General features: G+C 72.9%; 14 protein-coding genes. 4 read left to right on the top strand and 10 right to left on the bottom strand.

Translation table 11 applies throughout. From position 1 onward, the window contains the following. Positions 1-237: 237 nt before the first annotated feature. The 6 genes from ACPXCB_RS22910 to ACPXCB_RS22885 all read right to left on the bottom strand — a co-directional run bounded on the left by ACPXCB_RS22910 (position 238) and on the right by ACPXCB_RS22885 (position 9,101). The gene (locus tag ACPXCB_RS22910; protein WP_425877591.1) at positions 238-1,488 is read right to left on the bottom strand and encodes an MFS transporter; all 1,251 of its coding nucleotides are present in this window, start codon (positions 1,486-1,488) and stop codon (positions 238-240) included. Between the two features lie 36 nt (positions 1,489-1,524). Beyond that, positions 1,525-2,286, bottom strand: a complete 762-nt coding sequence (gene narI / locus ACPXCB_RS22905; protein ID WP_425877589.1) for a respiratory nitrate reductase subunit gamma — start codon at positions 2,284-2,286, stop codon at positions 1,525-1,527. A 115-nt stretch (positions 2,287-2,401) separates the two neighbouring features. Then, positions 2,402-3,031, bottom strand: a complete 630-nt coding sequence (gene narJ, locus ACPXCB_RS22900) for a nitrate reductase molybdenum cofactor assembly chaperone (RefSeq protein ID WP_425877588.1) — start codon at positions 3,029-3,031, stop codon at positions 2,402-2,404. Continuing rightward, positions 3,028-4,722 (bottom strand): nitrate reductase subunit beta, encoded by a 1,695-nt coding sequence (narH, locus tag ACPXCB_RS22895; protein WP_425877587.1) that lies wholly within the window; start codon positions 4,720-4,722, stop codon positions 3,028-3,030. The genes narJ and narH overlap by 4 nt, the downstream gene beginning before the upstream one ends. Continuing rightward, positions 4,722-8,441, bottom strand: coding sequence for a nitrate reductase subunit alpha (locus ACPXCB_RS22890; protein ID WP_425877586.1), 3,720 nt, complete (start codon positions 8,439-8,441; stop codon positions 4,722-4,724). Before ACPXCB_RS22890 ends, narH begins: the two co-directional genes overlap by 1 nt. A 219-nt stretch (positions 8,442-8,660) precedes the next feature. After that, positions 8,661-9,101, bottom strand: a complete 441-nt coding sequence (locus tag ACPXCB_RS22885; RefSeq protein ID WP_425877645.1) for a hemerythrin domain-containing protein — start codon at positions 9,099-9,101, stop codon at positions 8,661-8,663. A gap of 167 nt (positions 9,102-9,268) precedes the next feature. Between ACPXCB_RS22885 and ACPXCB_RS22880 the strand changes: the two genes are divergently transcribed. From ACPXCB_RS22880 to ACPXCB_RS22865, 4 genes are all read left to right on the top strand, one after another. After that, positions 9,269-9,475 carry a hypothetical protein gene (locus tag ACPXCB_RS22880; protein WP_132239043.1) on the top strand — a complete coding sequence of 69 codons (207 nt, stop codon included), beginning with the start codon at positions 9,269-9,271 and terminating at the stop codon, positions 9,473-9,475. 143 nt (positions 9,476-9,618) lie between these two features. Continuing rightward, on the top strand, positions 9,619-10,383 hold the full coding sequence (locus tag ACPXCB_RS22875) for a rod shape-determining protein (RefSeq protein WP_425877585.1): 765 nt from the start codon (positions 9,619-9,621) through the stop codon (positions 10,381-10,383). 113 nt (positions 10,384-10,496) lie between these two features. Beyond that, entirely contained in the window at positions 10,497-10,763 is a 267-nt protein-coding gene (locus ACPXCB_RS22870; protein WP_425877584.1) for a potassium transporter TrkA, read from the top strand. Between the two features lie 73 nt (positions 10,764-10,836). Then, positions 10,837-11,010, top strand: coding sequence for a hypothetical protein (locus tag ACPXCB_RS22865; RefSeq protein WP_425877583.1), 174 nt, complete (start codon positions 10,837-10,839; stop codon positions 11,008-11,010). Between the two features lie 3 nt (positions 11,011-11,013). Here the strand turns inward: ACPXCB_RS22865 and ACPXCB_RS22860 are convergent, their stop codons facing one another. The 4 genes from ACPXCB_RS22860 to ACPXCB_RS22845 all read right to left on the bottom strand — a co-directional run bounded on the left by ACPXCB_RS22860 (position 11,014) and on the right by ACPXCB_RS22845 (position 14,630). Then, complete coding sequence (locus ACPXCB_RS22860; protein ID WP_393169557.1) at positions 11,014-11,595, bottom strand: TetR/AcrR family transcriptional regulator; 582 nt, start codon at positions 11,593-11,595, stop codon at positions 11,014-11,016. A gap of 14 nt (positions 11,596-11,609) precedes the next feature. Beyond that, complete coding sequence (locus ACPXCB_RS22855) at positions 11,610-12,287, bottom strand: ABC transporter ATP-binding protein (RefSeq protein ID WP_425877582.1); 678 nt, start codon at positions 12,285-12,287, stop codon at positions 11,610-11,612. Further along, positions 12,284-13,411 (bottom strand): FtsX-like permease family protein, encoded by a 1,128-nt coding sequence (locus ACPXCB_RS22850; protein ID WP_425877644.1) that lies wholly within the window; start codon positions 13,409-13,411, stop codon positions 12,284-12,286. The genes ACPXCB_RS22855 and ACPXCB_RS22850 overlap by 4 nt, the downstream gene beginning before the upstream one ends. A gap of 103 nt (positions 13,412-13,514) precedes the next feature. Then, positions 13,515-14,630, bottom strand: a complete 1,116-nt coding sequence (locus tag ACPXCB_RS22845; RefSeq protein WP_425877581.1) for a DUF4185 domain-containing protein — start codon at positions 14,628-14,630, stop codon at positions 13,515-13,517. Positions 14,631-14,918 lie beyond the last annotated feature (288 nt).

Below are 14,918 nucleotides of genomic sequence, written 5' to 3'. Positions count from 1 at the left end.
GGGCCGCGAACCCGCCGTCATCGACCCTGATGGATGTGGAGTATGGCAGCGCGGCGCGCGGCCGAGCAAGAATTTCCGGAAAACTTTCGGTAGCCCCTGGGTCCGTCACATCGGCTCGTTCGAAACAGACGGCAGGTCAGCCAACATCCGAAAAGGACGGCGGGCACCCGTGCTGATCTTTGTGCGATCAGGATGAGTGCCCGCCGGTCGGATTTTCCGGGATGCTTCCGTAACGTGTCAGGGGGCGCGCCTGGCCAGGCCGCCCATCTTCACCGCCGTGAACACCGCCGCGGCCAGCGCGACGTCGGAGAGCAGCATCAGACCGATCGCGTACGACCCCTGCACCCCGTACACCCAGCCCATCACCAGCGGCGGGACGAAGCCGCCGAGCCCGCCGGCGGCGCCGACCAGCCCGGTGACCGCGCCCACCTGGTCGGCGGGGGCGACCCTGCCGACGAGGGCGAAGACGGCCCCGCTGGACGCGCCGAGCAGCACCGCCATCCCGAGCAGCGCGACGGTCGCCACGGGCAGCAGGGCGGGCTCGAAGGCCTGCACCACCGCGAAGGCGGCCACCCCGGCGAAGCACCACACCAGCACCGGCACCGGGTGCAGCCGGTCGGAGAGCCAGCCGCCCAACGGGCGGGCCAGGACGGCGAGGACCACGAACCCGGCGGTACGCAACGCGCCGTCGGCGGCGTCCAGGCCGTAGGCGGTGCCCAGGTACGCGGGCAGGTACACGCTGAAGGCCACGAACCCGCCGAAGCCGACCGCGTACAGGAGACACAACTGCCACGTCACGGTCAGCCGGCCCACCGTGGCCAGACGTGCCCACGCCGACCCGGTCGGGCGGACGCGCTCCGGTGCGTCGCGCAGCAGCAGGAACGCCAGCACCGCGTAGCCGGCGAGGATCGCGGCCACCAGCAGGAACGGCGCCCGGTCGCCGTAGGCGTCGGCGAGCCGGACGGTGGTGAAGTTGGCGATCGCCGTGCCGCCCATGCCGATGCCGAACACGCCGATCGCGAAGCCGCGCCGCGCGGGCGGATACCAGCCGGAGACCAGCGGCACGCCGACGGCGAAGGCGGTGCCCCCGATGCCGAGGAAGAAGCCCGTCACGATCAGCGCCGGGTAGGAGGAGACCACGCTCAGGGTCAGCACCGGCACGATCGTGGCGAGCGTGACCAGCGGGAAGACCACCCGGGCGCCGTAGCGGTCGGTGAGGGCGCCGACCGGGATGCGGCCCAGCGACCCGACCACCACCGGTACGGCCACCAGCAGCGACTGCGCGGCGAAGCTGAGGTCGAGGCGCTCCTTGATGCCCGGGCCGAGCGGCCCCAGCAGCGCCCAGCCCCAGAAGTTCACCAGGAAGCCGAGGGTGGCCAGGACGAGCTGGGTCGTGGCGCCGGACCTGCCCGGTGTCGACGCCCCCGGCGCGGCCGTGCCCGGGGCCGGGGCGGTGCCGGTCGGCTGTCCGTCACGGGCGGTGCTCATCGCTGCCCTCCTCGAATCGTCCTGCTGTCGGCGCGTTCATCGGCCCGAGCGGTCGCGGCGCCCGCCCGGGGTGGGCAGCTTCGGCGGGCCCTCCCAGCCGGGGCGGGCCGGCCGCAACCCGGGCCGGTCGTCCCGACTGCGGTACACGACGTACGGGCGGGTGGCGTAGCCGACCGGCGCGCTGAACGCGTGCACCAGCCGGGTGAACGGCCAGAACGCGAAGAGGGCGAACGCCGCCAGGATGTGGATCTGGAAGGCCACCGGCACGCCGGCCATGATCTCCGGGTCCGGGCTGAGGTAGAACAGCGACCGGAACCACGGCGAGATCGTCTCGCGGTAGTTGTAGCCGGGCCCCGAGACGTTGGCGCGCACGGTGGCCCACAGGCCGAGCACGATCACGCCGGCGAGCACCACGTACATCGCCTTGTCGTTGCGGGTGGTGGCGGCGAAGACCGGGCCGGTGAGCCGCCGGCGGGCGATCAGGATGCCCAGGCCGATCAGGGTGCAGAAGCCGGCCACCGTCCCGATGAACACGGCCATCAGGTGGTATCCGTGCTCGGTGATCCCGACCGCTTCGGTCCACGACTCGGGGACCAGCAGGCCGCCCACGTGTCCGATCAGGACCATGAGCACCCCGAAGTGGAACAGCGGGCTGCCCCACCGCAGGATCGTGCTCTCGTAGAGCTGCGAGGAGCGCGTGGTCCAGCCGAACTTGTCGTACCGGTGGCGCCAGATCAGCCCACCGACCAGCACCACCAGGCACAGGTACGGGTACACGACCCACAGCAGCGTGTTCATCGGTCTCGCCCTCCGTTCGCGACTGCGGTACTCCGCTGCGCTGTGTTCCTCGCGCTCACCGGTTGGCCTCTTTCGTTCGCGACTGCGGTACTCCGCTGCGCTGCGTTCCTCGCGCTCACCGGCGACCGCCCAGAGTGGCCGTCGTGTCGACGAGGCCGAACGGCTCCAGGCCGACCTGCTCCACCGGCGGGCCGCTGCGGGCCAGCCGGGCGGCGGCGGCGAGGTCCGCCGGGCCGGCGGGCGGCAGCATCTCCCGTACGGCCACGACCGCCTGCCGGTACACCGACGTCTCCCGTTCCAGCGCCGCCACCAGCAGGTCGAGGCCGACCCGGTTGTCGCGCAGCAGCCGCCACCCGCCGTCGTCGACGGCGGACAGGTCGAGCACCGCGGGCAGGAAGTCGGGCAGCTCGCCGTCGACCACCTCCAGGCCCGCCCGCTTGTACGCGGCGGTGAAGCCGACGAGGGCCTCCCCGCGCTTGCGGGTGTCCCCGCACGTGTAGTACGTCAGGTGCAGGCAGCAGCGGCGGCGGAAGTCGAACAGCTCCACGTACGCCGACCGGAGCTGGCCGGGATCGGTGCCCTCGCGGTACGCGACCACCTCGCGCAGCGGGTCGCCGACCGCCGCCGGCAGTTCGTCGAGGGCGGCGCGCAGCACCGGCAGCGCCGCCATGACCTCCCCATCGGGGTAGCGCAGCAGCAGCGAGGCGGCCCGCGCCGCGACCGCCCGCCAGGTGGGTGCGCTCATCGTCTCTCCCCCTCCTGCCCGGCGTCGCCGGAGCGGGGCGGGAAGAGCCCTCTGGGGGTGCCCTTGCCGTCCCAGTTGAGCAGGTTCACCCGGCGCGGCTCGTCACCCGGATCGGTGAACCCGTCCGCGGTCTGCCGGTCGCGCAGCATGTGGAAGGTCTCCACCTGCACGGGCACCGGCGTGCCCGACGACTCCCCGAAGGGCCCCTGCCCGTACGGGCCGCCGCCGCCCATGCCCGGGCCGCCCTCGTAGTCGAGGCTGCACTCGGTGGCGATCTTCTCCAGCCGGTGCGCGTCCTCGGCGTGCGCCGCCGGGATGACGTAGCGCTGCTCGTACTTGGCGATGGCCAGCAGCCGGTACATCTCGTCGACCTGCTCGCCGGTCATGCCCACGGCTGCGGCGATCGACTCGTCGGGCTCCTCGCCGAGGTTGATCCGGCGCTGGTACGACCGCATGGCCGCGAGCCGGTTGAGCACCTTGCGCACCGGGGCGGGGTCGCCGGCGCTGAAGAGTTCGGCGAGGTACTCCACCGGGATGCGCAGCGCGTCGATCGCGCCGAAGAGGTTGCCCGCGTCCTCCGCGTCGTGGCCGGTCTCGCGCAGCACGTCGGCCACCGGCGACAGCGGCGGGATGTACCAGACCATCGGCATGGTCCGGTACTCCGGGTGCAGCGGCAGCGCCACCTCGTACTTCATGATCAGGTCCCAGATCGGGGACCGTTGGGCGGCGTCGATCCAGTCGTCGGGGATGCCGGCGGCCCGCGCGGCCTCGACCACGGCCGGGTCGTGCGGGTCGAGGAAGACCGAGCGCTGGGCGGCGTACAGGTCCTCCTCGTCCCTGACGGCCGCGGCCTCGGCGACCCGGTCGACGTCGTAGAGCATCAGCCCGAGGTAGCGCAGCCGGCCCACGCACGTCTCGGAGCAGATGGTCGGCTGGCCGATCTCGATGCGCGGGAAGCAGAACGTGCACTTCTCGGCCTTGCCGGTGCGGTGGTTGAAGTAGACCTTCTTGTACGGGCAGCCGGTCACGCACATTCGCCACCCGCGGCAGCGGTCCTGGTCGACCAGCACGATGCCGTCCTCGGCCCGCTTGTAGATCGCCCCCGACGGGCAGGACGCCGCACAGGACGGGTTGAGGCAGTGCTCGCAGATGCGCGGCAGGAAGAACATGAACGTCTTCTCGAACTCCTGCTTCACCTGGCCGGAGACCTTCGCCAGCACCGGGTCGCCGGCGGCGATCTCGTTGCCGCCGGCGAGCGAGTCGTCCCAGTTGGCGCTCCAGGTAATCTTCGTGTCCTGGCCGGTGAGCAGGGACTTCGGCCGGGCGACGGGCGTGTCGTCACCCGCCGGCGCGGTCAGCAGGTGCTCGTAGTCGTACGTCCACGGCTCGTAGTAGTCCTGCATCGACGGCAGCTTCGGGTTGGCGAAGATGCCGAACAGCTTCTTCAACCGGCCGCCGGAGCGGGGCTTCAGCTTCCCCGAGCGGGTCCGCACCCAGCCGCCCTGCCACCGCTGCTGGTCCTCGTACGTGCGCGGGTAGCCCTGGCCGGGCCGGGTCTCCACGTTGTTGAACCAGACGTACTCGACCCCGGACCGGTTGGTCCACGCCTGCTTGCACGTCACCGAGCAGGTGTGGCAGCCGATGCACTTGTCGAGGTTCATCACCATCGCCATCTGGGCCATCACGCGCATCAGTACTGCACCTCCTGCGAACGGCGGCGGATCACGGTGACCTCGTCGCGCTGGTTGCCGGTGGGCCCGAGGTAGTTGAACGCGAACGACAGCTGGGCGTACCCGCCGATGAGGTGGGTGGGCTTGACCAGCAGCCGGGTCAGCGAGTTGTGGATGCCGCCGCGCCGGCCGTTGACCTCGGCCTTGGGCACGTCGATCACCCGCTCCTGGGCGTGGTACATGTAGACCGTCCCCTCGGGCATCTTGTGGCTGACCACGGACCGGCAGACCACGACGCCGTTGCGGTTGACCGCCTCGATCCACTCATTGTCCCGTACGCCGATCTTCGCGGCGTCGGCCTCGCTCATCCACATCGTCGGCCCGCCGCGCGACAGCGTCAGCATCAGCAGGTTGTCCTGGTACTCGGAGTGGATCGACCACTTCGAGTGCGGCGTGAGGTACCGGACGGTGATCTCCAGCTCGCCGTTGCGGCCGAGCCTCGGCTCGCCGAAGAGGCGGTGCATGTCCAGCGGCGGGCGGAAGATCGGCAGCGCCTCGCCCGCCTCGTGCATCCAGTCGTGGTCGAGGAAGAAGTGCTGCCGCCCGGTGAGCGTGTGCCACGGCTTGAGCCGCTCGGTGTTGATGGTGAACGGCGAGTAGCGCCGGCCGCCGTGCTCGCTGCCCGACCACTCCGGGCTCGTGATCACCGGCACCGGGCGCGACTGGGTGTCGGCGAAGGTGATCTGCTTGCCCTCGTGCTCGGCGGCCAGGTCCGCCAGGCGTACGCCGGTGCGCTTCTCCACGTCCCGGAAGCCGGCGGTGGCGACGCGGCCGTTGGTGGTGCCGGAGAGGGCGAGGATCGCCTCGCAGGCGTGCACGTCCGTCGCCAGCGACGGCCGCCCGTCGGCCACCCCGCCGCGCACCTCGCCGTTCTTGCGGCGCAGGTACGCCACCTCGGGCCGCACGTCCACGGAGACGCCCTTGCCGGACGTGCCGAGGGTGTCCATCAGCGGGCCGAGCGCGGCCAGCTTGTCGGCGACCGCACCGTAGTCGCGTTCGACCACCAGCAGCTTCGGCATCGTGCGGCCGGGCACCGGCGTCTCGCCCTCGGCCGCCCAGTCGCGCACCCGGCCGTGCGGGGTCGCCATCGCGTCCGGGGTGTCGTGCAGCAGCGGCGCCGCGACGAGATCCTTGCGTACGCCGAGGTGCTCCGCCGCCAGCGTCGAGAACGCGCGGGCGATGCCGTGGAAGGCGTCGAAGTCGGTGCGGGTCTGCCACGGCGGGTTGATCGCCGGGGTGAACGCGTGCACGAACGGGTGCATGTCGGTGCTGCTCAGGTCGTGCTTCTCGTACCAGGTGGCGGCCGGCAGCACGATGTCGGAGAAGAGCGTCGTGGAGGTCATCCGGAAGTCCAGCGACAGCAGCAGGTCGAGCTTGCCCTCCGGCGCGTCCCTGTGCCAGGTCACGTCCGCCGGCCGCAGCTCCGGCGGCGCCTCGTCGGCGCGCAGGTTGGCGTCGGTGCCGAGCAGGTGCCGCAGGAAGTACTCGTTGCCCTTCGCCGACGAGCCGAGCAGGTTGGCCCGCCACACGGTCAGCACCCGCGGCCAGTTCTGCGGCGCGTCCGGGTCGGTGCAGGCGAAGCGCACCCGCCCCGTGCCGAGCTGTTCGGCGACCCAGCCGGCCGGGTCGTCGGGGCGGGCGGCCAGCGCCTCGTCGGCCAGGTCGAGCGGGCTGCGGTCGAACGTCGGCATCGACGGCATCCAGCCCAGGCGCGCCGACTGGGCCAGCAGGTCCATGGTGTGCTTGCCGGCGAAGGCGCCCGTGCCGGTGGGGGAGGAGACCACGTCGGCGGAGTACGTGTCGTAGCGCCACTGGTCGGTGTGCACGTACCAGAAGGCGGTGCCGATCATCTGCCGTGGCGGGCGGACCCAGTCCAGGCCGAACGCCAGCTGCGCCCAGCCGGTCGCCGGGCGGCACTTCTCCTGCCCGACGTAGTGCGCCCAGCCGCCGCCGTTGACGCCCTGACAGCCGGTGAGGGTCACCAGCGCCAGGATCGCCCGGTACGTCGCGTCGGAGTGGAACCAGTGGTTGGTCCCGGCCCCGAGCAGGATCATCGACCGGCCGCCGGAGCGCTCCGCGTTGTCGGCGAACTCCCGCGCCACCCGGGCCACCTGCGCCGCCGGCACCCCGGTGATCGGCTCCTGCCACGCCGGCGTGTACGGCGACGCGACGTCGTCGTAGCCCGCCGGCCACTGCCCCGGCAGCCCGTCGCGGGCCACCCCGTACTGGGCCAGCAGCAGGTCGAACACGCTGGTCACGATGATCTCTTCGCTCGCGACCGCGGGGCTCGCAAGCTCGCTCCTCGCGCTCGCAGCCGCCCGCCGAATCCTCCGCGTCGGCACGCCGCGGCGCAGCACCTGCGGGGTGTCGGTGTCGAAGCGGGGCAGCTCCACCTCGACCGCGTCGCCGGCGCCGAGGCAGGTCAGGGCCGGTTCGAGGTCGCCCAGGTCGAGGTTCCACTGGCCGTCCTGCTCGCCCCAGCGGTGCCCGAGGCTGCCGCGCGGCACGGCGGGCGCGTCGGTCGCCGAGTCCCACAGCACCGTCCTGAAGGCCGCCTCCTTCCCGTCCTCGCCCAGGTCCTCGGCCGTGAGGAACCTGCCCGGCCGGTACGCGCCGTCGGCCCCCGGCTCCAGCGTCACCAGGTACGGCAGGTCGGTGAAGCGGCGCACGTAGTCGACGAAGCGCGGGGTGCGCCGGTCGACGAAGAACTCCTTGAGGATCACGTGCCCCATCGCCATCGCCAGCGCGCCGTCGGTGCCCGGCTGGGCGGGCATCCACTCGTCGGCGAACTTGACGTTGTCGGCGAAGTCGGGGCTGACCACCACGACCTTCTGGCCCCGGTAGCGCGCCTCGGCCATCCAGTGCGCGTCCGGGGTGCGGGTCACCGGCACGTTGGAGCCCCACATGACGAAGTAGGAGGCGTCCCACCAGTCGCCGGACTCGGGCACGTCGGTCTGGTCGCCGAACACCTGCGGGGAGGCCACCGGCAGGTCCGCGTACCAGTCGTAGAAGGAGAGCATCGACCCGCCGAGCAGCGACACGAAGCGCGCCCCGACGGCGTGCGACACCATCGACATCGCCGGGATCGGGGAGAAGCCGGCGACCCGGTCCGGGCCGTACTCGGCGATCGTGTGCACGTGGGCGGCGGCGATCATCTCCTGCGCCTCGTCCCAGCCGATCCGCACCAGGCCGCCCTTGCCGCGCGCCTTCTGGTAGCGGCGGCGGCGCTCCGGGTCGGCCTGGATGTCCGCCCACGCGGCGACCGGGTCGCCGAGGCGGGCCTTGGCCTCGCGGTACATCTCGACCAGCACGCCCCGGGCGTACGGGTAGCGCACCCGGGTGGGGGAGTAGGTGTACCAGGAGAAGGCCGCACCCCGGGGGCAGCCGCGCGGCTCGTACTCCGGCCGGTCGGGGCCGACGCTGGGGTAGTCGGTCTGCTGCTGTTCCCAGGTGATGATGCCGTCCTTGACGTACACCTTCCACGAGCACGAGCCGGTGCAGTTGACCCCGTGCGTGGACCGCACCACCTTGTCGTAGGACGAGCGGTCCCGGTAGAAGGCGTCCGCCTCCCGCCCGCCGATCTGGTGCAGCGTCCGGCCGTCGGCGGACACCTCGGCCCGGCGCACCAGACCGCCCACGGCGAGCAGCGCCCGCCCGGCTCCCTCGGTAGCTCGTGACATAAGGCCCATCCCTCTGGTAGGTCACCGTGAGCCCCACATTTGCGGCGAATGCGCCGAAGCGCAACCGGGGGCGGGGGCCCAGAGCCATCGTCGCGATCAGCCGCCCCGGGCAACCGGGCCGAAGGTCCCGAGATCGTCGCGCCATCCGGCGGCGGTCCCGCGCGCCGGACCGGCCGGCGTCCCCGCCGCGCGCAGCGGCGGTGACGGCTCCGGTGCGACCTACCGCGCGGCACCGGCCGCCGGGGTGATCCGGTCCCAGGCCGGGATGGGCAGCGCGATCACCGCGGCCGGGAAGAGGCCGTGCTCCTCGTTGTCGATGTGCCGGTGGAGCCGGTCCAGGGCGGCCAGCACCACCGGCCAGTCGGGCGCGGTGCGGTCGACGGCGCCGAGCACGCCGTGGATGTCCTCGTGCTCGGCGCAGAGCTTCGCCACCGCGTCGGCCAGGCTGCCCTCCGCCCGCAGTTCGACGAAGAGCCCCTCCTCCTCGGTGGCGGTGTGCGGGATCAGCAGGGCCAGCAGCGCGTCGAGCGCCGCCGGCGCCTCCGCGCCGCCGGCCCGCACCGCGTCCCGCAGCCGGCCCGCCGCGTTGGCGATCGCCTCATGCTCGGCGGAGAGCCGACCGATCAGGGGGAAGTCCCGACAGCCGCAGTAGTTGCACATGCTGATCATCTCCAGGATCACGACGACGTCGACCTCATCCTCGGCGCGGCGCCGGCCCGACCGGCAGGGCCGATCGGCCCGCCACGCCGGGCCATCGGGGCCCGTACCGCCCGCACCCGGACGGAGCCCTCACCCGGTCCGCGCGACGCCCGGCTATGGTTGGGGACATGCAGGATCGGCACGGCCTCCGCCGCGCCGGCAAGCGGGTCTCGCTGCCGGCGCTGCTGATGCTGACCGTGCTGCTCATGGTGCTCTCCGCGGCCCGGTCCGTCGGGCTGTGCATCGTCTTCCGGAGCACGCGGCGGGCCATTCCCGGCTGCGTGCCCGCCTGGTCGGCCGACCGCGCTCCGCCCGGGCTGACGTTCGCCGTCTGAAGCCCGTCCGCCTCCCGCGTCCCGCGACGCGGGCCCGTGGCTTGGAGCATCATGCCGACCCTGCATCACGATCGATCCACCCTGCCCCGCTCCGTCGGCGACGGAGCCCGGGTCACGCCCGCCCCACGACGGGGGTGGTGAGCATGCTGGCCCCCGGCGCGTACGCCCGCCTCGGCCTGCGCCATCCCGTCGCCCTGGACCTGGGCACCTCCACGGTGCGGCTGTGGACGCCGGTCTCCGGCACGGTGGTCACCGAGCCCGCCGTCGTCGCGTGCACGTCGTCCGGCGCCCAGGCCGTCGGACGTGCCGCCATCGCCCTGCGGGACACCGGTGACGCGAAGCTGCTGTGGCCGGTACGCCACGGCGTGGTGGCCGACTTCTTCGGCTGCGTACACCTGTTGCGGGTGCTGGCCGCGGCGAGCGGGCGGCCGGGTGACGACGTCTCCCCGGTCGTGGTCGGCGTGCCGGCCACCGCCACCCTGCGGCAGAAGGACCTCCTGGTCGCGGCGGTCCGCCACGCGTTCGGCGGGCGGGTCGCCACGGTGGAGGAGCCGCTGGCCGCCGCCCTGGCCTGCCGGGCCGATCTCGACCGCGACGACGTGGTCGCCGTCGACATCGGACACGGGCGGACCGAGATCGCGCACATCGCCGATCGCGCGGTCGAGGCGGTCGAGCGCGTCGACGCGCCCGACCCCCTCGACCGGGCGCCGCTGATCGCCGCCGCGGTCCGACGCCTGGGCGCCCGGCCGGTGTCCCCGGGGCGACGTCGGCTGCTGATCACCGGCGGCGGGGCGGCGCACCCCGAACTCGGGGCCCGGCTGGCCGCGCTGACCGGCCGGGTCGTCACGATGCCCGCCGATCCGCACCTGGCCACGCTCGCCGGCCTGCGCCTGCTGCTCACCGGCTGACCGCAGGCGGTGCCGCACGGCGTCGTGACGACGGTGCCGTGCGGCCGCGCCGCCGCCCACCGGCCGCCCGCCGGGCCGGGACCGACCTCTTCCCGCACACCTTGGAGCCTTCGATGGACGTCGAGCTGACCCCCCTGCCCGGTATCGGGCTGCGCCGCATGTTCACCACCGACGCGGGAGTGCGCGTCGGGGTGGTGACCCACCACGTCGGCGGTCGGCGTGAGCTGGTCTACCCCGACGGCGACGACCCAGACGCCACCCGCAGCATCACCCTCACCCACGACGAGGCCGTCGTGCTCGCCGGACTGCTGGGCCTGCTCGACGTCCTCGACGTCACCGGGCCCGGCGCGCTCACGACTACCCCATCCGGCGGCGGGTAGGCCGCCGGACCGGGCGCGGGGGAGGCACCGCGAGTTCCTGGCCGGCCGGGAGCCCGTCGGTGCGCGCGAGCGGGTGCTGGCGGCGGTGCGGGAGGCCGGCGAGGCGTGGCGTCAGGACATGGGGTTCTCGGGCACCATCGTCGTGTCCCAGCTGCGGACCATCGCCAACGACCTGCTGCGCGCCACGGGCGTCCCCCGCGACGAGGCGCGCCGGCTGGTGCGCCGGGCCGCCGCCGGACATCCGTGACGCTCAGCCCTGCTGTCGCAGGTAGGGGCCCAGGAGATCCCGGGTGAGGGCGAGCACGGCGGCTTCCGAGGTGCCGTTCTCGATCATCTGTGAGGACGCGTAGACCACCGCCTGGATCAGCTCCGCCGCAGCGGCCGGGTCGCTCGCGCCGTGCTCGGCCAGGGCCGCCACCAGCGGCGTACGCAACTGGTCGTGCAGGACGCGGCTCTCCTCGGCGAGGACGGCGCCCGGCACGCTGGCGGCGAGCCCACGCATGACCGCGTGCTCCCCCTGGGCGACGAGGCGCAGGTTGGCCTCGACGTAGGCCAGCACCCGCCCGCCGGGGTCGGTGGCCCGGTCCATCTGCTGCGTGACGTAGGCCGACCACTCCGGGAACATGTCGGCGATGACGGCGTTGAGCAGGTCCTCCCGCGACTTGAAGTACTGGTAGACGCTGGGGCGCGCCAGGCCTGTCCGCTTGCCCACCTCGGCCAGGCTCGGCGCCTGCGCCCCGCTCTCCGCGAGGATCTCCCGGGCGGCCGCCAGGATCGCCCGCCGCTGCCGGGCCCGGTGCTCGGCCACCGTGGGCGCCTGGATCTTCGGCACGGGAACCCCCATCGTCACGGCACGGGCATCAGTCGCCCGTCGATCATCTCGTACACCGTCGTGCAGTGGCGCAGCACGTCGTGGTCGTGGGTGACCATGACGGTGGCGACGTCGTTCTCCTTGGTCTCGCGGGCGAGCAGCTCCACCACCTCGTGACTGCGGGCACGGTCGAGGGCGGCGGTCGGCTCGTCCACCAAGAGTAGTCGCGGCCGGTTGACCAGGGCACGGGCGATGCCGACCCGTTGCCGTTCGCCACCCGAGAGCTGGTGCGGCCGGCGGTTCGCCTTGTGGGCCATTCCGACCTCGTCGAGCAGGGCCGTCGCCTCGCGCGCCCGGGAGCCGTGACCGCCGAAGCGGGCCGGCAACCGCAGCTGGTCCACGGCGGTCAACGCGGGAATGAGGTTGCCGGACTGGAACACGAAGCCGACGAACTCCCGGCGCAGTGCGGCCCGCGCCCGTGCGCTCGGCACGGTCATGTCCCGCCCGCCGAGGGTGACCGAACCCGACGTCGGGACGGTCAGCCCGCCGGCCACCGCGAGCAGGCTGGACTTGCCGGCGCCCGAGGGGCCGACGACCGCGACGAACTGCCCGGGGGTAACGGTCAGGTCGACGCCGTCCAAGGCCGGTACGGTGTCGTCGCCATCGCCGAAGCGCAGGCTCACACCGCGCATGACCAGGCCGGTGTCGGTCATCGGTTCGCTCCCAGTGCGGTCAGCGGATCCACTGCGGCGATCCGGACGATGGCCACGGCCGCTCCGAGCAGGCCGAGGACGAGCAGGAGGAGGGCGGCCACCGCGATCGCCGGCGCGCTGAGCGCGAACGGGATGCCGCTGCCGACCAGGCTGCCGGCCGCCGTGCCGACCGCGACGCCCGCGCCGACGGCGAGCAGCAACAACGCGAGGGCCTGGGCCAGCCCGTCGCGCAGCAGGTACGCCGTCGGAGCGCCCATGGCCCGCAGCACGGCGATCTCCGCACGGCGCTGGATGGTCCACACCGTGAAGAAGGCGCCGACCACCAGCGCCGAGATGGCGTAGAGGAACCACTCGATCAGCCGCAGGGTCGACGTCTCGGCGGTGTAGCCGGGCGAGGCGCCGTACGACTGGGTGCGGGACAGGCTCTCGGTGCCGGCGGCCCGGTCACCAGCCGCCAGGTCGACCTCGGCACCGTTGGCGGCCCGCACCGCCACGGCGGTGATCTCCTCGTAGGTGCCGCCCGGTACGGGTTCGCCGGGGCGGACGCCGGCCTTGATCTCCTGCCAGATCCGCAGCGGTAGGTAGGCCACGTCGACGTGACCGAACGTGTGCTGCTCGGCCATGGCGCCCACCACCGTGAGCCGGGTGCCGATCCGGTCGACGGTGACCGTGTCGCCCACCCGCAGCCCGGCCTCGATGGCGGTCCGGCTCACCACGATGCCGTTCGCGGCGTCCAGCCGGGCACCCTCGGCCACGGGCGGGGCGAGGAACGAGTCGGTGGGCACGCCGAACAACGCGAGGTCGATCTCCACGCCCGAGTCGCTGCGGGCGTTGATCAGCGCGTTGCCGAAGGGCGCCGCGTCGGCGACCCGGGGCTGCGCCTTCCATGTGTCGACCGCGGAGACGTCGATGACGCTGCGGGAGAACGCCGAATCGTGCTGCACCCCGTCGGCGAAGGCGAAGGAGGTCGCCGGGATGCGCTGGAGCCCCGACACGCCGTCGTTCACCAGGCCCGTGGAGAGCCCGGACAGCAGCACCACCAGCACCGCGATGAGCGCGACGACCGCCCCCATCAGGCCGAACCGGGCCTTGGCGAACCGTAGTTCGCGTACCGCTAGGAACATGCCCACCACCGGGGGCGCAATTTTACCGACTGCATGTTGGCATCGTACCAACACGCTGTCGGTATCCTTCCCGGGGCCGTCGGTCGGTCGGGGCGGCGTCTGGCTACGCCGATCCGACGAATTGGCTGACGTGGTAGGCGGTGCTGCGGTTGTCGGGCGTCCTGGTCCACTTCGAGACCATCAGGTGCAGGTCGTTGGCCCGCCGGCTGGACCACGGGTGGATGAAGCCGCCGTAGAGGCCCGGTTCCTGCCACGAGGTGACCTGGATCCGTTCGGCCGTCCAGACCCGGTCCGGCCCGTCCGCCGTGCGCGTGACGATGCACCCGGTGGCGCAGTTCAGGTACGACATCACCCAGGTGCCGTCGGCCAGCCGCCGCACCGAGGGCTCGCCGAAGCGGCCGGTGAGGATGGGCGTGCAGGGGCGGCCCCAGCCCCAGTTGCTGCCGTTCCAACCCCAGCCCTCGTACGACTCGGGAGAGAACAGCCGGTCCCAGCGGACCCGGCGCAGCATCATCGGCCCGTGCTGGCGCCCGGCGCGCACCGAGAAGACGTACACCCAGTCCCCGTCGCGCTGCATCGTCCACATCTGGAACGGGTCGGTGTTGGTGCCGTCGTTCCACCACTTCAGCGGCGTACGGATGAAGTCGTTGCCGTTGTCGCTGTAGGCCAGCCCGGCGTAGCGCGAGCGCCAGTGCGGCCCGGCCGGGCCGGCGGAGTTCCAGTTCTCGATGCTCATGTACGACACGAGCTGCCGGCCGGTCTCCGGGAAGGCGATGCCGTCGTTGGGGATGACGGTCACCTCCCACAGCCCGTCGATGCCGATGCCGTGGTGGCCGTTGTGCATCAGCTCCGGGGCCCGCCCGTTGCCCGCCACCCGGGCGGCGCTGTCGAAGACGATCCCGCCTGCTGCGCCCGGGTGCACGGCGGAGCGCAGCAGCACCGGCGAGCGCCAGTCGTTCGGCACCGGCGGACCCTCGGGCCACGGGGTGTCGAACGTGTCGCCGAACAGGTAGCCGATCGAGCCGTTCTCCAGCACGTACGGTATGCCCAGGTCCGTGCCCGCGACCCGCCACCGGTGGTTGGTGTCCAGGTCGGCGCCTGTCAGCCGCTTCTTCCAGGCGGCGGCCCGGGCCGTGCCGGGGGCGAGGACCGGCGCGACGGCCGTGGCCAGGCCGGCCGCGGCGACCGTGCCGAGCAGCGAGCGGCGGGTGATCGTCATGACCGTCCTTGTCGCGAGGGGGGACCGGAGTGTTGCGGATGTGGGGGAGCGGACCGGCCGCGCCGGCCACATCGAACTACCGATGTCGATGTAGGGCTGGAACCTACGGCCAACCGGCCGGCGTGGTCAAGGACCGCCGGTGCGCGCCCCGAGGTCACCTCGCGGACCGCCGGCGGAGCCCGGTACCCGGCTCGCCGACGCGCTCACCGCGGCGGGCCGCCCCCGGATCCTCGACGGCGGAAACGCACGTGGCTGATTGGACGGGCGGGCGCTGGCATGACAGGGTGC

The sequence above is a fragment of the Micromonospora sp. DT62 genome, assembly GCF_049847285.1.
Classification (GTDB): Bacteria; Actinomycetota; Actinomycetes; order Mycobacteriales; family Micromonosporaceae; genus Micromonospora; species Micromonospora reichwaldensis.
Note: the sequence above shows the minus strand (reverse complement) of the source record. Positions and strands in the feature narration are given on the sequence as shown.